This is a genomic window from Actinocorallia longicatena (genome assembly GCF_039534125.1).
GTDB lineage: Bacteria > Actinomycetota > Actinomycetes > Streptosporangiales > Streptosporangiaceae > Actinocorallia > Actinocorallia longicatena.
On the sequence record NZ_BAAAUV010000007.1, the window covers coordinates 19,771 to 39,332 of the forward strand.

The window sequence follows — 19,562 nt, forward strand, 5'->3', positions numbered from 1 at the left end:
ATCGGGGCATGTGACTTCGAGGGGCGGGGACGCCCCAGTCTGATCATCGCCAGGGCTTGAGACAGGCCCTAGGGTGATCTGGGGTTGTTCTGTGGCCGTATCGAGGGGTTGAAGCAGTGGACGACAGCGATATCACCCGGAGCTCCGAGTGGCTCGAGCTGGGCGAGCACCACCGGGCGGTGGAGGGCAGGACGCTGCGGGAACTCTTCGCCGAGGACCCGGAGCGCGCCGGGCGGATGAGCGTGTCGGCGGGGGAGCTGTTCCTCGACTACTCCAAGCACCGGGCCACCGCCGAGACCGTCGGGCTGCTGGTCCGGCTGGCCGAGCGGGCCGGGCTGCGGGAGTCGATCGAGAAGATGTTCGGCGGCGAGCACATCAACGTCAGTGAGGACCGGGCGGTCCTGCACACGGCGCTGCGCCTGCCCCGCGACGCCGAGCTCGTCGTCGACGGCCAGGACGTGGTCGCCGACGTCCACGCCGTGCTCGACGAGATGGCCGCGTTCGCCGACCGGGTCCGCTCGAAGGAGTGGCGCGGCGCGACCGGCGAGCCCATCGCGACCGTCGTCAACATCGGCATCGGCGGCTCCGACCTCGGGCCGTTCATGGCCTACGAGGCACTGGCCGACTACGCCGACGCCGGCATCGAGGCCCGGTTCGTGTCGAACATCGACCCGGCCGACATCTCGGGCAAACTCCGCGGGCTCGACCCCGCGACCACCCTGTTCGTGATCAGCTCCAAGACCTTCACCACGCTGGAGACGCTGACCAACGCCAGGGTCGCCCGCGACTGGCTCGTCGCCGCCCTCGGCGAGGAGGCCGTCGGCAAGCACTTTGTGGCCGTCTCGACCAACGCCGAGAAGGTCGGCGCGTTCGGGATCGACACCGCGAACATGTTCGGCTTCTGGGACTGGGTCGGCGGCCGGTACTCCTTCGACGGCGCCATCGGCCTGTCGCTGATGCTCGCGGTCGGCCCCGCGAACTTCCGCCGGATGCTCGACGGCTTCCACACCATCGACGAGCACTTCAGGAACACGCCCTTCGAGGCGAACATGCCCGTCCTGATGGGACTGCTCGGCGTCTGGTACACCGACTTCTTCGGCGCGCAGACCCGGGCCGTCCTGCCCTACAGCCAGCGGCTGCACCGCTTCCCCGCCTACCTCCAGCAGCTCACGATGGAGTCCAACGGCAAGTCGGTGAAGGCCGACGGCACCCCCGTCACCTCCGACACCGGCGAGATCTTCTGGGGCGAGCCGGGCACCAACGGCCAGCACGCCTTCTACCAGCTCCTCCACCAGGGGACCCGGCTCGTGCCCGCCGACTTCATCGGCTTCGCCGAGCCGCACGAGGACCCCGCGGGCATGCACGACATCCTCACCGCGAACCTGCTGGCCCAGACCACGGCGCTGGCCTTCGGCAAGACCGCGGAGGAGATCGCCGCCGAGGGCACCGCGGCCGAGATCGTGCCGCACAAGGTCATGCCGGGCAACCGCCCGACCTCGACGATCCTGGCGCCCCGGCTGACCCCCGAGGTCCTCGGCCAGCTCGTCGCGCTGTACGAGCACATCGTGTTCGTCGAGGGGACGGTCTGGGGCATCGACCCGTTCGACCAGTGGGGCGTCGAGCTGGGCAAGAAGATGGCCCTCGACCTCGCCCCGACCCTGACCTCCGAGGAACCGCCCACCGCCTTCCCGGACGCCTCGACGGAGAACCTCGTACGTAAGTACCGGCAGCTACGCGGAAGAAGAGTGTGACATGGAGCGTGCGGACGCCCTCGTCCTGTTCGGGATCACCGGCGACCTGGCCTACAAGATGCTGCTGCCGGCGCTCTACCGGCTGACCGCCGACGGGGTCCTCGACCTGCCGATCATCGGCGTGGCCAAGACCGACCTCGACCTCGACGGCCTGCGCGAGCGGGCCCGCAAGGCCTGCGGCGACAAGGTCGACGAGGCGGCGTTCGCGAAGTTCGCCGGCAACCTCCGCCTGATCTCCGGCGACTACAAGGACGCCGCCACCTTCGCCGCCATCAAGAAGGAGACCGAGGGCGCGGGCTTCCTCACGCACTACCTGGCGGTGCCGCCGTCGCTGTTCGCGGCCGTCGCCGACGGCCTCGCCGACGTCGGGCTGAACCGCAACGCCCGCCTGGTGGTGGAGAAGCCGTTCGGCCACGACCTCCAGTCGGCCCGCGACCTCAACGCCGAGCTGCTCAGGAACTTCGACGAGGACCATCTCCGCCGGGTCGACCACTTCCTCGGCAAGGAGCCGATCGAGGACCTCCTGGTGTTCCGCTTCGCCAACATGCTCCTCGAGCCGATCTGGAACCGGCACCACGTCCGCAACGTGCAGATCACCATGGCCGAGGACTTCGACGTCGCCGACCGCGGCTCGTTCTACGACGCCAACGGGACCGTCCGGGACGTCGTCCAGAACCACCTCCTGCAGATCCTCGCGATCCTGACCATGGACGCCCCGCCCTCCACCGACGCCCGGGCGTTCATCGACGAGAAGTGGCGGGTGCTGCGGGCCGTCCGGTCGATCGGCCCCGACGACATCGTCCGCGGCCAGTACGAGGGGTACCTGGGCACCGAGGGCGTCAGGGAGGGCTCGACCACCGAGACCTACGCCGCGCTGCGCCTGTTCATCGAGAACTGGCGCTGGGCGGGCGTCCCGTTCCTCATCCGGTCGGGCAAGGGGCTCGCCGCGACCGACCTCGAGGTCGTCGCCGAGCTCACCACCCCGCCGGTCACCCTCTTCGACGGCGAGATCGCGCCCAACCTGATCAGGTTCCGGATCCAGCCCGACGCAGGCGTCACCTTCGACCTGCTCGCCAAGGAACCGGGGAAGAACGCGACGCGCGGGGTGCCGATCAGCGTCGACTTCACCAAGACCCTCGGCCCGATGGAGGCCGCCTACCAGCGCATCCTCACCGACGCGGTCACCGGCGATCCCCGCCGTTTCGTCCGCTTCGACCTGGCCGAGGAGTCCTGGCGCATCGTCCAGCCGATCCTCGACCTCCAGGACGCCCCGCTCCCCTACGCCAAGGGCACGTGGGGCCCCGAGGAGGCGGACCGGCTCGTCGAGCCCGGCGGCTGGCACCCGATCTCGACGACCTTCGACTGAGTACCGGTTCTGAGTACCTGAGCGGATGTGCCCTGGTCGTCCCGGCGCGACGATCAGGGCATGAACGCACCGCGTTGTCCTGGTTGCACCGCATTTCTTCCGCGGCTGATGCCCGATGCCTGCGCCGTCTGCCACCTGCCCCTGGCCGGTGATCTGGCCAACGAGCTCTGGGAGCTCGACACCCGCCTGTTCTCGGCGCGGATCGAGATGGACCGGCTGCTGGAGCGCCGCTCGCGGCTGATGTACGAGCTGCGGCGCTCGGTCGCCCCGCCGGAGTACCGGGAGCCCGCCCGCGACCTGGACGGGCTCGGGGTCAGGAATCTCCTGCTGGCGCTCGGGGCCGGTCTCCTCGGCATCGCGGCCCTGGTCTTCACGGTCGTGAGCTGGGGCCATCTGGGCCTGACCGCCAAGGGCGCGGTGCTGACCTCGCTGGCGGCCGTCGCGCTCTACCTGCCGTGGCCGCTGGCCGGGCGCAGGCTGGGCGCCACGGCGGAGGCCGTCGGGGTGGTGGGGCTGCTGCTGACCGTCCTGGAGTGCTACGCGGCCTACTCCTACGGGGTCTTCGGCGAGGTGGACGCCCGCTGGTACACCGCGGGGGCCGCGACGCTGTTCACCGCCGGAACCGCCCTGTACGCCCGGTTCGGCCCCCTGGCCGCGCCCCGGATCGTGGCCGTGCTGTCCGCGCAGCTTCCGGTGCCGCTGGCCGCCTTCGCCCTGCACGCCACCGCGCTGGAGTTCGCCGCGTCGCTCCTGCTGACCTCCGCCCTGGGCCTGGCGGCCCTGGCGCGCTCCACCGGTGGCCGCGTGGTGCGGACCACCGGTGCCGTGACCGGCCTGGCCGGACTCGTGGTCGCGCTCGGAGCGGGCGCCCTGGCCCTGGCCGGGAACGGCGGGACCCCGGACGTGGCCGCCTGCCTGCGGGCCTCCGCCGGGATCGCGCTGGGCTGCGCGGTCGCCTTCCCGGCCGCCGCCACCGCCGGGGACGAGGGCGGGGGCGCCTGCTTCGCCGCCGCCGGAGTCCTGGTCATCGCGGCCGGGCGGGCCGTTCCCCCGAGATTCCGCACAGGCCTGTGGACGGCCGGTGCGCCGCTGCTCCTGCTGCCCGCCGTCTGGGCCGCGGTGGACGCCGCGGCCGCCATCGCCGGGCAGGCCGCTCCGCACGGCCAGAGCCCGGTGATCCTCCTCCTGCTCGCCTCCGTCCTGTTCGCGCTGCGCAGGCCGGTCGCCGGAACGGCCTTCACGGCCCTGGCGGCGACCGCGCTGCCCGTCCTGGCCGGTCTCCCCCTGCCGTGGGCGCTCACGGCGCAGCTCTCCCTGACCGCCTGCCTGCTGGCCCTGGCCGTGCTGCGGGAGGCGCCGGACGCCCGTCTCGAGGACCGCGGGCTCACCCTGCTCGGGCTCGCTGCGGCGGCCGTCGCGGTCGGCTGGGCCCTCGACGAGCGCCTCGCGACGGTCGTCGCGCTGTCGATCGTGTTCCTGCTGTGCACCGCCGTCGCCGTCCGCACCAGGACCAACGCGATCGCCGCGCTGTCCGCGGTGATCTCCTCCGGCCTGCTGTGCGGCGCGGTCGCGGCCCTGAACGGCTGGGCGGCCCCGGCCGAGGTGTACACGGTGCCCGTCACCCTCGGCGGGCTCCTGCTCGGACGGCTGTGGCGCGGCAGGCTCGCCTCCTCCTGGACGGCCTACGGGCCTGCTCTGGCGATCACCTTCGTGCCGAGCCTCGTCCTCGTCTGGGACCAGGCCGGCTGGCAGCGTCCCCTGGTCCTGGGCGCCGCGGCCCTCGCCGCCACCCTGATCGGGCTCAGGTACCGGCGCCAGGCACCGGCTCTCATCGGCGGTGTGGTGCTCGTGCTGGACGCCGTCCACGAACTGGCGCCGCGCCTCGTCCAGCTCGCCGGGCTGCTGCCCCGGTGGGCCCCGATCGCGGCGGCCGGACTGCTCCTGCTGGCCCTCGGCGCGACCTACGAGCGACGGCTCGGCGACGTCCGGCGCCTGCACGGCCGGTTCGCCTCGATGCACTGAGCGTAGGAGGAAATACCGGGAGTACACGGAGAGGCCAGGCATTTGACGACGTATCGCCGGGGCGTTACGGCGGCGTGAATATTGCGCGTGTTCCCGCCGGTCCCGGAATTCGCCGCCATTCCTCGTCATTCTTGAGTTCTCGGCTCCACGCCGGGACCCGCTCATCCTCTTCTCCGGAAGGCCTCCCTTGGACGACCTGGCCGAGCCCGCCGTCGAGAGCCTCCGCCATTCCGGCCGCCGATTCGCACCGGAGGCCGGATCCGTGCGCGAGATCCGCGACTACACCGCCGAGGTCCTGCGCGACTGGGACCTCGATCATCTGTCCGGCACCGTCCGCCAGCTCGTCAGTGAGCTGGCGACCAACGCCCTGCGGCACGGTCACGGCTTCGTCGAGGTCCGGCTGATCCGCGGCGACCGGCTGACCTGTGAGGTCCTCGACTCCTCCTGCCTGCTCCCCGAGCTGCGCTTCCCCGGCGAGGACGCCGAGTCGGGGCGCGGCATCCAGCTCGTCAGCCTGCTGGCGGACCGCTGGGGATGCCGGCCCCTGCCGACGGGGAAGGCCGTCTGGTTCGACCTCGATCTCCGGCCGTCGGGGGACGGCCGCTGAGCGGGGCTCAGCTCCGGGTGCCCGCCATCTCGGGATCGGCGGCCGCTCCCGCCGGAAGCGGCTGCTTCGAGCGGGATCCGGACAGCCGCCGGGCCGCGACCATGCCGTACCGCTGGACGAGATAGCCGGCGGCGAGGGTGGCCGCTCCGCCGACGGCGTCCAGGACGTAGTGGTTCGCGGTCGCGATGATCACCGTCAGGGTGGCCGGCGGGTAGAGCAGGCCGGCGATCCGCGCCCAGCGGGGCCGGGCGTAGAGGTAGAGCGACAGGCCCGCCCACAGCGACCAGCCCATGTGCATCGACGGCATCGCGGCGTACTGGTTGGACAGCGACGCCAGCCCGCCGGTCGAGAAGGACCCCCACGTCCCGTGGGTGATGATCGTGTCGATGTAGCCGGGCATCAGCCGCGGTGGGGCCAGCGGGAACAGGAAGAACCCGGCCAGCGCCAGCATCGTGGTGGTGAACAGGGTGCGGCGGGCGGGCCGGTAGTGCTCGGGCCTGCGGACGTAGAGCCAGACCAGGACGCCGAGCGTCACCGCTATCCACAGGGTGGAGTAGAAGTAGTTCATCGCGGTGATCAGCCAGCCGACGCCGTTGGCCGCCTTGTTGACCGTCTTCTCGAACGCGAGGCCGACGGCCCCCTCCCAGTCGAGAATGTCCCGCGCGTGCCGGTAAGCCGTCGCGGCGTGACCGTGCACCGAATTCTGGATCTTTGAGTACACCACGTACCCGGCTCCGACCAGGAGCACCTCCGCCCAGACCTTGGGCCGCGTTCGTTCCACCGCCGTCCTCCCTCCCCGCACCTCCCGCCATCTGATCTTCAACAAGGCGAGTAAGACCCCACATTCCATGGCAAAGCAACCCTCATCCGTGACTTTTACCTCATCCTAGGAACTCCCCTTCCATGATGAAGGGTCGGGAGATCTTGTGCGGCCGGTGAGTAGGGCGCGGTCCCGCCCCCGGGACAGGGTGGGGGACCTACCTCGAGGAGGCGCTGTGCGCGGAATCCGGCTGGCAACGGCCCTACTGGTGCTCGCTGTGACGACCGGCTGCGGGGGCGGCGGTGACGAGGGAACCGCTCCGCCGCCCGCCGTGCCGTCCCCCGGTGCGACCTCCGCGGCACCGTCGTCGTCGCCCGCCTCGACGGCGCAGCCGGACCCGGGGACATCGGCCCGTCCCACGGCCCCGCAGACCCCGACCGACGAGCAGCAGAAGAAGCAGCTCAGCAAGCTCGCCGCCTGCATGAAGAAGCACGGGATCGACATCCCGACCGACCCGTCGCAGACCTTCACCCCACCGCCCGGCTACGACCCCGTGAAGGCCCAGAAGGCCCTCCAGGAGTGCCTGCCGGCCGTCAGCCCGCGCTGACCTCCCTCCCCGGGTCAACGGGCGCGCAGCGCGGCGCGGGCGGCGTGGTAGCCGCCCATGCCGTGCACGCCCGCGCCCGGCGGGGTGGCCGCCGAGCACAGGAAGACCCCGGGAACACCGGTGGCATAGGGATTCAGCGCGGGCCGCGGCCGCAGGACGATCTGCCGCAGCGTGTTGGCCCCGGTGAGGATGTCGCCGCCGAGGTAGTTGGCGTTGTGCTCGGCGAACGCGGCGGGCGGGGTGGCCGCCATGCCCACGATCCGCTCCCTGACGCCGGGCGCGAACCGCTCGATCTGCCGCAGGATCGCCTCGGTGCCGTCGCCCGCGTACCCGGCGGGGACGTGCGCGTAGGCGTAGATCGGATGAACGTCGCCCGCCGACCGTGAGGGATCGGCGAGGTACTGCTGGGCCACCAGGACGAACGGCCGCTCCGGCATCTCCCCCCGCCACATCCGGCGTTCGGCGTCGGCGATCTCCTCGATCGTGCCGCCCAGATGCAGCGTGACGGCCTTCCGGCAGGCCTCGTCGCGCCACGGGACCCCTCCCTGGACGGCCAGATCGAGCTTGTAGGCGGCGGGGCCGTGCCGGTAGCGCAGGTAGGAGCGGCGGACCGCGGCGGGCAGCCGGTCGCCCGCCAGCCGGACCACGTCGCGCGGAGCCAGGTCCAGGATGATCGTGCGGGCCCGGCCCAGCTCGTCGAGGGAGCCGACCCGGACGCCCGTCTCGATCTTCCCGCCGTGCTCGGCGAGGAGCGAGGCCAGCGACCGGCTGATCATCCGCGAGCCGCCCACCGGCACGGGCCAGCCGACCCGGTGCACCGCCCCGATCATCAGGGCGCCGATCGCGGAGCTGGCCGGAGCGCTGAGCGGCGCGTAGTGGTGGGCGGCGACCCCGGCGAACAGCGCGCGGGCCCGCGGGGTGCGCAGGGCGCGGGCCAGGACCGTCGCCGGGGGCAGCGCCCGCAGCCCGAACCCCGCGAGTCTCACCGGATGCGACGGCACCCGCAGGATCGGCCCCATGACGTCCTCGGCGAGCCGGTCGAATCCGGCGGCCAGCGGCCCGAACAGCCGCTCCCAGGTTCTTCCGTCGGCCCCGAGCCCCGCCGCGGTCTCCTTCAGCGACCGGACGGCCACCGCGGTCCCGTCGTCGAGCGGATGGGCGATGTCGATCTCCGGCAGGGCCCACTCCAGCCCGTGCCGGTCGAGCCCGAGCCCCTTGAGGTAGGGCGACCCGATCCCCATCGGATGGACGCCCGAGCACACGTCGTGCAGCACCCCCGGCACCGTCAGCTCGGCGCTCCTGGTGCCACCGCCGATCTCCTCCGCCGCCTCCAGCACGGTGACGTCCAGCCCGTTGCGGGCGAGCTCGACCGCCGCGGCCAGCCCGTTGGGCCCCGACCCCACCACGATCGCATCGCTCATGACCCCAACGTACTCGGGCCGCGTGACGATCTAGAACCGGAGAAAGGATCTAGCCGACGTGGATCCACTTCGCGACGGACGGGACTCCCTTGGCGTCGGTGGCGAAGAGCATGTACCAGCCGGGCGGGGCGATGTTGCGGTTGTTGGTGAGCTTGAACTTCACGGTCCCGCCGCTGATCTTGAGCTTCTCGGGGGCGACGGCCCGCTGGTTGGGGTCGGAGGAGTGGGTGACGGCCACGGGCCGGATCAGCCAGGCCGTCTTGATCTTCCGGTTGGTCTTGAAGGTGTGGACCGAGCCGTAGGCCCACAGTTTGCCGTCCACTCCGGTGATCTTCGGCCGCGGGCCCTTGAACAGGTAGGGCGGGGAGAAGAAGGAGATGCGCGTCTCGTAGAAGCCGCTCAGCGGGTTGGAGCCCTGCGCCATGACCCGGCCGTCGGGGAGCAGCAGCGCGGTGTTGTGGTAGGTCCGGCCGACCGGGTCGCCGGCCATCTGGGTCCAGCCGAGGCCCGGACGCCGGGGGTCGTAGACGGCGGCCTCGTGGGTGTAGCCGGTGCGGTTGCCGGTGGAGCCGCCGGTCTCGAACAGGGTGCCGTCGGGGAGCAGCACCGCCGAGGCGTAGACCTTGGGGGTGCTGAGCGCGGGGCCCGCCTTGTACCGGGGGACGGCCGCGTTGAGGTCGACGATGTCGGTGTGGGTGTGCGCGGCCTGGCCCTGGTCGAAGTCCATGCCGCCCATGACCATGACCCGCTGGCGCTGGGCGGGGGCGAGCAGGACGCTCGTCGACTGGTCGCGGGCGAACGGCTGGCTGAGCCCGGCGACCGGCCACCAGGCGTTCGCGTCGGCCGGGTTGATCATGCCGGGGCCGAGGTAGGCGTCGTGGGTGTAGTTGTTGATGTCGCTCTTGCCGACCGGGTGGCCGAACACGCTGGAGCCGCTGTAGAACAGGCGGCCGTCCTGCATGAGGATCAGCGACGGGTAGGTCGCCCAGTTGATGCCGGTCTGGGCGACCTGGTCCTGCGGCAGCCAGGCGCCGCCCGTCTTGGAGTTCTTGGTGTACTTGAACCGCTCGGCCACCCGCGAGATGTGCTGCCAGCCGTTGGCGTCGTAGGTGTCGGCGTAGCCGCCGACGGAGTAGATGTCGCCGTTGCCGAGCTCGGTCGCCGAGGGGTACCAGTGGCCCTCGTTGGTGTTGTTGGTCTGGTGGTACTTGTTGTCGCGCGGGTCGAAGACGTAGGCGCGGTCCTCGCCCAGCCAGCCGTCGACCTGGCCCGGCTGGTCGGCCCTGGCGTCGGGGTACTTCTTGGTGCCGCCGACGACGAGCACCCGCCCGTCCGCGAGCTGGACGTGCCCGGCGCAGAACATGTCGGTGGGCGTCGGGATGGACTTGTGCTTGCCGGTGACCGGGTCGTACAGCCAGCTCACCAGGTGTCCGGCCTGGAGGCGCTGGTCGTAGTTGTCCCGGCTGTTGCCGGAGCCGGCGATCAGCAGCACCTTGCCGTTGGCCAGCAGAACGGCGTGCATCGCCCGCACGCCCTTCTTGATCCCCTGACCGGCGTCGCCGCCGTCGTTCTCGCCGTTGGGCACCGGGTCGCCGAACGAGCGGACCTTCCACTTGCCGCCGGTGCAGCCCCGGGGGTCGGTGCAGGGCCCGGACACGCCGGGCGCTCGCACCATCGCGTAGTCGTCGGTGATGATCGTGCCCTTGCCGGCGATGCCGAGGCCGAAGCGGATCGCGGTCGTCCCGGCCGGGACGAAGCCGGTGCGGACCCTGACCTTCTTCCAGGCCTGCGACGCCCCGCCGACGCCCAGGTTCCCCCAGTGGACCCACTTGCCCGCGGCCGTCCTCCGGAAGAACATCACCCCGGTCTTGTCGGAGGTGCTCCGCATGAAGAAGGACAGGTCGAAGCGCTGGCCGGCCTTGACCTTGATCGCGCAGGCCGGTGTCTGGATGAGGGCGCGCGCGCCGGACACCCGGACGCTCGCGGTGATCTTCACCGCGCGCTTGCCGGAGTGCCCCTTGACGACCGAGGCCGTGCCCTTGTTACTGCCGTACTTCCAGGGGGTCCAGCACTTCGGATACTTCCCGGCCATCGTCTCCAACCTGGGGTTGGGTACGAGGTTCGTGGCCGCGTGGGCGGTGGTCGCTCCCGGAATGACCGTGGCGGCGGCCATCGCGGAACCGAACAGCACGGCGCGAACGCGAGGGGATCGCGACGTGAACGACCCGCGGGCCGGGAAAGAGCGCTTTGACACGAGCCGGACGATAGCAGCCTGCTGATCACAGGTACTACCGGTTACGGGGGTCTCGGCGGCCTACGTCAGAGTTTGACGACCTTGGCGAAGGGAGCGGGGATGCGCCGCTGCTCCTCACCAAAGTTGATCACTACGGCGACGTCCTCGGTGACCTCGGTCACCCGGCCGACTCCGTACTTGTCGTGGCTGACGAGATCGCCGACCTCGAACTTCTCGAGCGGCGGCGGCGGGGGCGGCGGCTTGAAGGGGCTCGTCGGCAGATGGCGTGGGGTCGATCGTGAAGGTTTCATCTCCTCCAGTATTCGCTCTCCTGGGACCAGTCCGATACACCGACTCCCCTCTGATCTTTGGTTTTCACTCGCGAACCCTGCCCAGCCGGGCAAATTTCCCTCCGTCCGGGCATCCGACAGCACCCCTGCCCCACGGGCAGGGGTGCTGTCGGGACCGATCAGGCGCCCGGCTCGTAGGAAAGGTTGGGCCGGAGCCACCGCTCGACCTCGGTGATCTCCAGTCCGCGGCGGCGGGCGTAGTCCTCGATCTGGTCCCTGCCGACCCTGCCGACCGTGAAGTAGCGCGAGTCCTCGTGGGCGAAGAGCAGGCCGCTGACGCTCGCCGCGGGGATCATCGCGCCCGACTCGGTCAGCGCCATGCCGAGGTCGTCGGCCTTGAGGAGGTCGAACAGGTCCTGCTTGAGGCTGTGGTCGGGGCTGGCGGGGTAGCCGAGGGCGGGGCGGATCCCGCGGAAGCGCTCGGCGTGCAGGTCCTCCAGGGCGGGCTGGGCGTCGGGCTCGTACCAGCCGCGGCGGGCCTCGAGGTGGACGTACTCGGCGAACGCCTCGGCGAGGCGGTCGGCGAGGGCCTTCACCATGATCGCCTTGTAGTCGTCGTTGTCGGCCTCGTAGGCGGCGGCCAGCTTCTCCGCGCCCTGGATGGAGACCGCGAAACCGCCGAGGTGGTCGCCCTCGGGGGCCACGAAGTCGGCGAGGCTCCGGTTGGCGCGCCCCTCCGGCTTGACGGTCTGCTGCCGGAGCATCGGGAAGCGCACCGGCGTCTCGGTGTCGACGACGATGTCGTCGCCCTCGGCGTGGGCGGGCCAGTAGGCGTAGGCGCCGTGCGCCTCGAAGTGCCCGTTCTCGATGATCTCGTCGAGCAGGGCGTTGCCCTCGTCGAACAGCTCGCGGCCCTGCGGGGTGTCCAGGATCGCCGGGTACTTGCCCTTCAGCTCCCAGGCCAGGAAGAAGAACTGCCAGTCGATCATCTCGCGGAGCGCGCGGAGGTCGGGCCGGACGACCTTGAGGCCGGTGAAGGCCGGGACGGGCAGCGCGTCGAAGGAGACCTTCTCGGCGTTGGCCCTGGCCTGCTCGACCGAGAGCATCGGCTGGACCCGCCGGTTCTCGTGCTGCTCGCGCAGGACGGCCTGGTCGGCCCTGGTCGCGGCGGCCAGTTCCTCGGCCCGGTCGGGGTCGAGGAGGTCCGACACCACGCCGACGACGCGGGAGGCGTCCAGGACGTGGACGGTCGTGCCGGTGAACGCGGGCGCGATCCGGACGGCCGTGTGCTGCCGCGAGGTGGTCGCTCCGCCGATCAGCAGCGGCAGCTTCAGCCCGCGCCGCTCCATCTCCGCCGCGACGGCCACCATCTCGTCGAGCGAGGGGGTGATCAGCCCGGACAGGCCGATCGCGTCGGCGCCCTCGGCCACGGCCGTGTCGAGGATCTTCGCGGCCGGGACCATGACGCCCAGGTCGACGACGTCGTAGTTGTTGCAGCCGAGGACCACGCCGACGATGTTCTTGCCGATGTCGTGGACGTCGCCCTTCACGGTGGCCAGGACGACCTTGCCGTTGCCGCGGGAGGCCGCCTCGGCGTCCTTCTCGTCCTCGATGAACGGTTCGAGGTAGGCGACCGACCGCTTCATCACGCGGGCGCTCTTGACGACCTGGGGCAGGAACATCTTGCCCGAGCCGAACAGATCGCCGACGATCTTCATGCCGTCCATGAGCGGGCCCTCGATGACGTCGAGGGGGCGGGCGGCCTGGAGGCGGGCCTCCTCGGTGTCCTCCACGATGAAGTCCACGATGCCCTGGACCAGCGCGTGCGCCAGCCGCTCGGCGACCGGGGCCTCGCGCCACGACAGGTCGACCTCGCGCTTGGTGCCCGAGCCGCTGACGGTCGAGGCGAAGGTGACGAGCCGGTCGGTGGCGTCCTCGCGCCGGTCGAAGATCACGTCCTCGACGAGCTCCAGCAGGTCGGCGGGGATGTTCTCGTAGACCGCGAGCTGGCCGGCGTTGACGATGCCCATGTCGAGCCCGGCCCGGACGGCGTGCAGCAGGAACGCCGAGTGCATGGCCTCGCGGACGACGTCGTTGCCGCGGAAGGAGAACGACAGGTTGGAGATGCCGCCGCTGGTGCGGGCGCCGGGGCAGCGCTCCTTGATCCGCGGGAGCGCCTCGATGAAGGCCTTGGCGTAGCCGTTGTGCTCGGAGATGCCGGTCGCGACGGCCAGGACGTTCGGGTCGAAGACGATGTCCTCGGCCGGGAAGCCCGCCTTCTGGGTGAGCAGGTCGTAGGCGCGCCCGCAGATCTCGACCTTGCGGTCGGCGGTGTCGGCCTGGCCCTGCTCGTCGAAGGCCATGACCACGACGCCCGCGCCGTAGCCGCGGATCTTGCGGGCCTGCTCCAGGAAGGGCTCCTCGCCCTCCTTGAGGCTGATCGAGTTGACGACGCCCTTGCCCTGGACGCACTTGAGCCCGGCCTCGAGGACGCTCCAGCGCGAGCTGTCGATCATGATCGGGATCCGGGCGACCTCGGGCTCGGTGGCGATCAGGTTGAGGAAGGTCGTCATGGCCTCGACGCTGTCGAGCAGGTCGGCGTCCATGTTGACGTCGAGCAGGTTCGCGCCGCCGCGGACCTGCTCCAGGGCCACGTCGACGGCGGCCTGGTGGTCGTCGCCCTCGATCAGCCGGCGGAACTTCGCCGACCCGGTGACGTTGGTGCGCTCACCGATCATGACGAAGCCGGTGTCGGCGCCGATCCGGAACGGCTCGAGGCCGCTGAAGCGGGTGCCGGTGTCGGGCTTCCGGACGGTGCGCGGCGGCAGTCCCCTGACCGTCTCGGCGATCTTCCTGATGTGCGCCGGGCTGGTGCCGCAGCAGCCGCCGACGATGTTGGCGAGGCCGTCCTCGACGAAGCCGTGGAGCAGCCGGGCGGTCTCCTCGGGCTGCTCGTCGTAGCCGCCGAACGCGTTGGGCAGGCCGGCGTTGGGGTGGCAGGCGGTGTAGGTGTCGGCGAGCCGGGCCAGATCGGCGATGTGCGGGCGGATCTGCTCGGCGCCGAGCGAGCAGTTGACGCCCACGACCAGCGGCTTGGCGTGCTCGATCGCGGTCCAGAACGCCTCGACGGTCTGGCCGGACAGGGTACGGCCGGACAGGTCGACGATCGTCACCGAGATCCACAGCGGGATCTCCGGGGCCACCTCCTGGGCGGCGGAGATCGCGGCCTTGCAGTTGAGCGTGTCGAAGATGGTCTCGATGAGGAACAGGTCGACGCCGCCGTCGGCGAGGGCCTGGAACTGCTCGATGTAGGTGGCCTTCACCTGGTCGTAGGTGACGGCCCGGTAGGAGGGGTCCTCGACCTTCGGCGACAGGGACAGGGTCACGTTGAGCGGGCCGACCGATCCGGCGACGAACCGTCCGCCGAACTCGTCGGCGGCCTGGCGGGCCAGCCGGGCGCCCTGGAGGTTCATCTCGCGGACGTGGGACTCGAGGCCGTAGTCGGCCTGGGCGATCGCGGTCGCGGTGAAGGTGTTGGTGGTCGTGATGTCGGCGCCCGCCGCGAGGTACTGCCGGTGGACGTCGAGGATGACGTCCGGGCGGGTGATGTTCAGCAGGTCGGGGTCGCCGGTGACGTCCTTGGGGTGGGCGTCGGTGATGAGGTCGCCGCGGTAGTCCTCGGGGGTGAGCTTCGCGCCCTGGAGCATCGTGCCCCAGGCACCGTCGAGGACGGCCATCCGCTGGTCGAGCAGCTCGCGCAGGGCCTGAGTGGACGAAGACATGGGACGCCTCCCGCTCGGGGAGGCGCCCTTGTCGTCGTCAGGGGTGGCCGAGCGTGGCGGGGCTGTTCCCCGTTGCAGCGCCTCTCGACCTGTGTCCGAGGATACCGAAACCTCGCCTCAACCGGAGTAGAGGGCGGAGAGGAATCGGATGAGGAGCGCCTCGCGCGTCTCGGTGGGCAGGGCGTCGATGATGGCGTTGACCACGGCCATCTCCGGCTGGCCGTCGGAGGGTCCCGCGCCGACCGAGGCCAGGAGATCGGCGAAGCCCTTGTCGTCGACCGTGTCGAGGTCGAGGTCGGTGAGGAGCTCGACGATGCCCTCGGGGACCGGTGCCGGGCCGGACTCGACCGCCTCCGCCGCGGCCGTGGCGAGCACGTCGAGCAGGGCGTCGACCCCGGCGAGGCTGACGCCCGTCAGGGTGAGGTGGACGTTGGCGGGGATGCCGGGGTAGGAGAGCTGCGGCTGGATGAACCAGCCGTGGGCGCGCGCCTTGTCCGACAGGACGAACACGTCGAGACGCGGGTCGTCGGAGGCGATCGCGACCAGCGAGGCGGCCGGGTCGCCCATCACGCGCAGCCCCGGGATCTCCTTGACGCCCTCCGCGAGCCGGCGGGCGGCCGCGACGGCACCGGCGGCGAGGTCGCGGTAGCCCTGCGCGCCGATGGCCTGCATCGTGGCCCAGGCGCCGCCGAGCGGACCCGCCCCCTTGCTGCTCTGCACGGTCGAGTTGATGATCGTGTAGCCGGGCCAGTCGGCCGAGGCGAAGTAGGCGGCGCGGCGCAGCTTCTCGTCGGAGAACAGGACGACCGAGGCGCCCTTCGGGGCGTAGCCGTACTTGTGCAGGTCGCACGAGATCGAGGTGACGCCGGGCACCGACAGGTCGAACGGCGGGACCTCGGTTCCGGTGCCGCGCAGCCACGGCAGCAGCCAGCCGCCGACGCAGGCGTCCACGTGGCAGCGGACCCCGCGCTCGGCGCAGAGGGCGGCGATCTCCTCGACGGGGTCGATGACGCCCTGCGGGTAGGACGGGGCGGACACCACGACCAGCACGGTCCGGTCGGTGATCGCGGCGGCCGTCGCGGCGGGGTCGGCCCGGTAGGTCACGGTGTCGACGGGCACGGTGACCAGATCGACGCCCAGGTAGTGGGCGGCCTTGTGGAAGGCGGGATGCGCGGTCACCGGGACGACGATCTGCGGGTTCGGCGCGTCGGCGGAGTCCCGGGCGGCCTTCACCGCGAGGATGATCGACTCGGTGCCGCCGCTGGTGAAGATGCCCGGGGTGTGGGCCCCGCCGCCGAGCATCGCGGCGACCGCGCCGACGACGTCCTTCTCCAGGGCGACGATGCTCGGGAAGGCCGTGGGGTCGAGGCAGTTGACCTCGAGCATCTCCATGTAGGCCTTCGCGGCGACCTCGTGCACCTCGGGACGGCCGGTGTCGTACACGTACGCGGTGACCTTGCCGCCGCGCACCGGCAGGTCGGCGGCCTTCAGCCGGGTCAGCTCGGCCAGCAGGTCGGCGGCGGACCGCCCGTTCTCAGGCAGCATGGGTCCTTCTCTCGTAGGCGAGCAGCAGCGGCAGGCTGGCGAGCAGCAGCACCGCGGGCAGCAGGGTGTATCCGGCGGTGAGGCCGGTCAGCGCGGACTCCGGCTGGGTGACCGGGGCGTCGAAGTCGGCGGACCGGAATCCGGTGACCGCCAGCAGCAGCGCGAACAGCCCGGGGCCGAGGGCCAGCGCCCCGGTCTCGGCGGCCGTCCACACCCCGGTGAACGCCCCGGACTGGGCGTGTCCCGTCCGGCCCGCGTCGGCGTGGACGGTCTCGGGCAGCAGGGACAGCGGGATCAGCTGGACGGCGGCGTAGCAGACGCCGACCAGCGCGGTCAGGGCGAGGACCAGCCAGGTCGTCCCGCTCTGGAGCGCGGGGAACAGCGCGAGCGCGGCGAGGGCGAACAGCAGCACCGCGACCGCGTAGCAGCGCACCATCCCGTAGCGGCGGCGGAGCTCGGCCCAGGCCGGGACGGCGAGGGCGCTCGGCGCGACCATGCACACGAACATCACCGAGGTGAGGCCGTAGTCGTCGAGCCGGTAGGTCGCGGCGTACGGCGCCCCGGCGAGCATCGCCGCGACGGCCAGGGACTGCACGACGAACGCGCCGAGCAGGGCGAAGAACGGCCGGTTGCCGCGGGCCAGCCGGAGCGCGGCGGCGAAGCCGAGCTGCTTCGGCCCCGGCCTGGACTCGACCCAGCGGGTCGACAGCGCGGCCGTCAGCAGGGCGGCGCCGAGCACCAGCCCGATCACCACGCCCATCACGGCGTAGCCGGCGCGGCCCTCGCCCGCGGCGTCGACGATCGCGGGAGCCGCACCGCCCGCCAGCAGGATGCCGAGGGTCAGGGCGACGATCCGCCACGCCATCGCCCGGGACCGCTGGGCGGGCACCGCGGACAGCTCGGCGGGGAGCGCCACGTACGGCACCTGGAACAGGGAGAAGGCGCTGGCGGCCAGCAGGAAGGCGACCATCACCCAGACCGCGGCGGGCGCGGCGAACATGGCCGCGAAGAGGATCGGCAGGCTGAGGGCCCCGGCCAGCATCAGCCGGGTGCGCCGCCCGGTCCTGACGGCCTCGCGGTCGCTGGCCGCCCCGACGAACGGGTTCAGCAGGACGTCCCAGGCCTTGGGGAGCACGAGCACGACCCCGGCGAAGGCGGCCGAGACGCCGAGCACGTCGGTGAGGTAGTAGAGGAGCAGGAGCCCGGGCACCGCGGAGAACACCCCGGTGCCGACCGAGCCGACGGCGTAGCCGAGCAGCCGCTTGCGGGGGAGGGCCGTGTCCCCGGCCCGCGGGGCGCCGGTCGCGGCGGTCACGCGAGGCCCAGGAGACGGTCGGCGAGCACGTGCAGGTGGGCGCGGAAGCGGGCGAGGGCGTCGGGATCGTCGGTGCGGCAGCGGCGGCCCTCGGGATCGAGCACTCCGCCGCGGCCGAAGCCGTGGATGCTCCATATGACGGTCCACACCGCGAACTCCAGGTCGGTGCCGGGCCCCGCGACGTCCTCGACCAGCGCGACGACCTGCTGGATCAGGGGCCGGACGTACTCGGCCTCGAGCGAGGTGACGTCGTCGGCCTCCGACAGCCAGCGCCGCATCCACAGGGCGGGCACCTCGGGACGCTCCACGCAGAAGTCGAGATACCGGTCGAGCAGCAGGTGGATCCCCGCCCGGTCGGGTGTGAACACCTCCATCGCCCCTTCGAGGGCGGCCCGTTCGGCCAGGTGGGCGCGCTCCATCACCGCGAGGTACAGCTCGCGCTTGCCGCCCACGTGATAGCTGACGGTCGCGATGTTGAGCCCCGCGGCCTCGGCGATCAGCCGGGTCGAGGCGCCCTCGTAGCCGCGTTCGGCGAACAGCCGCGTGGCCGCCTCGACGATCCGATCCGTACTCATAGCCGCAAACTAGGACACTTCCCCTCCTTCCGTCAATCGATTGATGGGGAAGGTTCCCCGGCGGTCCCCTTCTGGTTTCCGGGGTCCGCGGGTACCATCGCCGACATGATCGTCGAGAGGAGCGAAGTTCTCACCGCGTGGTGAGGACTTCCGACACAGAGCGCCGGCTTCGGGCCGCCGCGATCCGCGATGAGTGGCTGGGCCGGGCGTACGCCTGCGAACCCGCCGACAGGGCCGCCGCCGAGGCGGCCGTCTCCGAGCTGTACCGCCTGATCGGCGAGGGTCCTCCAGAGTTCGTCTGGGTCCCGTCTCCGGCCGCGGCCCGGCCCCTTCTCCCAGCGCCCGTGCGGCTGCGCGGCACCGAGATGCCCGCCAGGCCGGCGGACTGGCCGGTCGCGACCCGCCTGGCCGGCCTGGCCTGCGACCTGCGCGGGCGGCTGGACCTCAGGACCGGGCGGAAGTGGTCCCCCTTCGGCTGGGAGCCGTTCTCCGGGCGGCCCACGGGGGAGATCATGGTCGAGGGCGTCCGGGATCCGCTCCGTCAGAGCGTCATCGAGGGGCTGCTGACCCCGCTGCGCACCGCGCTGATGCCCGACGGTCCGCCCCCGCTCGACCTCGCCTGGCGCGGGCAGCACGACGCCGCCTGGGTCGGCTACTACGACGCGTGGCGGCGGGCCGGGAGCATCGGCTACCGCCCGTCCGACGCCGCACAGCTCGACCTCTGGGCGGTGCTCGCCCGCTCCTGCGGCTGGTGGTGGCCGGGCGAGCACCGGTGCGTCATCGCCGAGCGGACCTCCTCGGTCCGCACCGAGGACCTGGGCGGCGGCCGGCACCGGCTGCACGACGCGACCGGACCCGCCGTGGTCTACCCCGACGGCTGGAGCGTGTACTCCTGGCACGGGACCCGCGTCCCCGCCTGGGTCGTCGAGGAGCCGACCGCGGAACTGATCTCCGCCGAGCCCAACATCGAGGTGCGCAGGTGCGCCATCGAACGGCTCGGCTGGGACACCTACATCGACCAGGCGGGCCTCCGGCTGGTCGGCGCCGCGCCCGACCCCGGCAACGACGGCTCCGAGCTGCGGCTCTACGACCTGCCGCGGACGGTGCTGAACCGTCCCGCGCGGGTGCTGCTCGTCGTCAACGGCTCGCTGGAGCGCGACGGCACCCGGCGCCGCTACGGCCTCGGGGTCCCCGCCCATCTGGACGATCCGCTGGCCGCCGCGGCCTGGACCTACGGCCTGCCCGTGTCCCGGTACGCCGAGCTCGCCCGCCGCACATGAACCGGCCC

14 protein-coding genes are annotated in these 19,562 nt (G+C 71.8%); 6 read left to right on the top strand and 8 right to left on the bottom strand.

Translation table 11 applies throughout. The annotated features are described in order from the left end of the window. The first annotated feature begins 116 nt into the window (after positions 1-116). The 4 genes from pgi (at position 117) to ABD785_RS15730 (ending at position 5,746) form a co-directional block, all read left to right on the top strand. Complete coding sequence (gene pgi, locus ABD785_RS15715; RefSeq protein WP_344828610.1) at positions 117-1,751, top strand: glucose-6-phosphate isomerase; 1,635 nt, start codon at positions 117-119, stop codon at positions 1,749-1,751. Position 1,752: 1 nt separating this feature from the next. Continuing rightward, a complete protein-coding gene (gene zwf, locus ABD785_RS15720) occupies positions 1,753-3,117 on the top strand; it encodes a glucose-6-phosphate dehydrogenase (RefSeq protein ID WP_344828612.1) in 1,365 nt (454 codons plus the stop codon). A gap of 108 nt (positions 3,118-3,225) precedes the next feature. Beyond that, positions 3,226-5,139 carry an SCO7613 C-terminal domain-containing membrane protein gene (locus ABD785_RS15725; RefSeq protein WP_344828614.1) on the top strand — a complete coding sequence of 638 codons (1,914 nt, stop codon included), beginning with the start codon at positions 3,226-3,228 and terminating at the stop codon, positions 5,137-5,139. 187 nt (positions 5,140-5,326) lie between these two features. Next, entirely contained in the window at positions 5,327-5,746 is a 420-nt protein-coding gene (locus ABD785_RS15730; RefSeq protein ID WP_344828617.1) for an ATP-binding protein, read from the top strand. 7 nt (positions 5,747-5,753) lie between these two features. On the opposite strand, the gene ABD785_RS15735 is transcribed toward ABD785_RS15730, so the two are convergent. Continuing rightward, a complete protein-coding gene (locus ABD785_RS15735) occupies positions 5,754-6,527 on the bottom strand; it encodes a phosphatase PAP2 family protein (RefSeq protein WP_344828620.1) in 774 nt (257 codons plus the stop codon). A gap of 214 nt (positions 6,528-6,741) precedes the next feature. Between ABD785_RS15735 and ABD785_RS15740 the strand changes: the two genes are divergently transcribed. Next, positions 6,742-7,113, top strand: coding sequence for a hypothetical protein (locus tag ABD785_RS15740; RefSeq protein ID WP_344828623.1), 372 nt, complete (start codon positions 6,742-6,744; stop codon positions 7,111-7,113). A gap of 14 nt (positions 7,114-7,127) precedes the next feature. On the opposite strand, the gene ABD785_RS15745 is transcribed toward ABD785_RS15740, so the two are convergent. The 7 genes from ABD785_RS15745 to ABD785_RS15775 all read right to left on the bottom strand — a co-directional run bounded on the left by ABD785_RS15745 (position 7,128) and on the right by ABD785_RS15775 (position 18,274). Next, positions 7,128-8,534, bottom strand: coding sequence for a phytoene desaturase family protein (locus ABD785_RS15745; protein WP_344828626.1), 1,407 nt, complete (start codon positions 8,532-8,534; stop codon positions 7,128-7,130). Between the two features lie 49 nt (positions 8,535-8,583). After that, positions 8,584-10,725: a galactose oxidase early set domain-containing protein gene (locus tag ABD785_RS15750; RefSeq protein ID WP_344828629.1), complete on the bottom strand. Its 2,142-nt coding sequence runs from the start codon at positions 10,723-10,725 to the stop codon at positions 8,584-8,586. 128 nt (positions 10,726-10,853) lie between these two features. Continuing rightward, complete coding sequence (locus tag ABD785_RS15755) at positions 10,854-11,078, bottom strand: CarD family transcriptional regulator (RefSeq protein ID WP_344828632.1); 225 nt, start codon at positions 11,076-11,078, stop codon at positions 10,854-10,856. Positions 11,079-11,236: 158 nt separating this feature from the next. Continuing rightward, positions 11,237-14,839 (bottom strand): methionine synthase, encoded by a 3,603-nt coding sequence (gene metH, locus ABD785_RS15760; protein ID WP_344828635.1) that lies wholly within the window; start codon positions 14,837-14,839, stop codon positions 11,237-11,239. 117 nt (positions 14,840-14,956) lie between these two features. Then, positions 14,957-16,384 carry a pyridoxal phosphate-dependent decarboxylase family protein gene (locus tag ABD785_RS15765; RefSeq protein ID WP_344828637.1) on the bottom strand — a complete coding sequence of 476 codons (1,428 nt, stop codon included), beginning with the start codon at positions 16,382-16,384 and terminating at the stop codon, positions 14,957-14,959. Beyond that, positions 16,374-17,699 carry an MFS transporter gene (locus tag ABD785_RS15770; RefSeq protein WP_344828639.1) on the bottom strand — a complete coding sequence of 442 codons (1,326 nt, stop codon included), beginning with the start codon at positions 17,697-17,699 and terminating at the stop codon, positions 16,374-16,376. The genes ABD785_RS15765 and ABD785_RS15770 overlap by 11 nt, the downstream gene beginning before the upstream one ends. Then, a complete protein-coding gene (locus ABD785_RS15775; protein WP_344828641.1) occupies positions 17,696-18,274 on the bottom strand; it encodes a TetR/AcrR family transcriptional regulator in 579 nt (192 codons plus the stop codon). The genes ABD785_RS15770 and ABD785_RS15775 overlap by 4 nt, the downstream gene beginning before the upstream one ends. A gap of 140 nt (positions 18,275-18,414) precedes the next feature. Between ABD785_RS15775 and ABD785_RS15780 the strand changes: the two genes are divergently transcribed. Continuing rightward, entirely contained in the window at positions 18,415-19,554 is a 1,140-nt protein-coding gene (locus ABD785_RS15780) for a DUF6745 domain-containing protein (RefSeq protein ID WP_344828643.1), read from the top strand. Positions 19,555-19,562: the final 8 nt, after the last annotated feature.

What these genes read in the sequence shown, in the direction of transcription:
- ABD785_RS15775 (WP_344828641.1), bottom strand. Translation starts at nt 18,274, where the DNA reads ATGAGTACGGATCGGATCGTCGAGGCGGCCACGCGGCTGTTCGCCGAA.
- zwf (WP_344828612.1), top strand. Translation starts at nt 1,753, where the DNA reads ATGGAGCGTGCGGACGCCCTCGTCCTGTTCGGGATCACCGGCGACCTG.
- ABD785_RS15725 (WP_344828614.1), top strand. Translation starts at nt 3,226, where the DNA reads ATGCCCGATGCCTGCGCCGTCTGCCACCTGCCCCTGGCCGGTGATCTG.
- metH (WP_344828635.1), bottom strand. Translation starts at nt 14,839, where the DNA reads ATGTCTTCGTCCACTCAGGCCCTGCGCGAGCTGCTCGACCAGCGGATG.
- ABD785_RS15765 (WP_344828637.1), bottom strand. Translation starts at nt 16,384, where the DNA reads ATGCTGCCTGAGAACGGGCGGTCCGCCGCCGACCTGCTGGCCGAGCTG.
- ABD785_RS15745 (WP_344828626.1), bottom strand. Translation starts at nt 8,534, where the DNA reads ATGAGCGATGCGATCGTGGTGGGGTCGGGGCCCAACGGGCTGGCCGCG.
- ABD785_RS15755 (WP_344828632.1), bottom strand. Translation starts at nt 11,078, where the DNA reads ATGAAACCTTCACGATCGACCCCACGCCATCTGCCGACGAGCCCCTTC.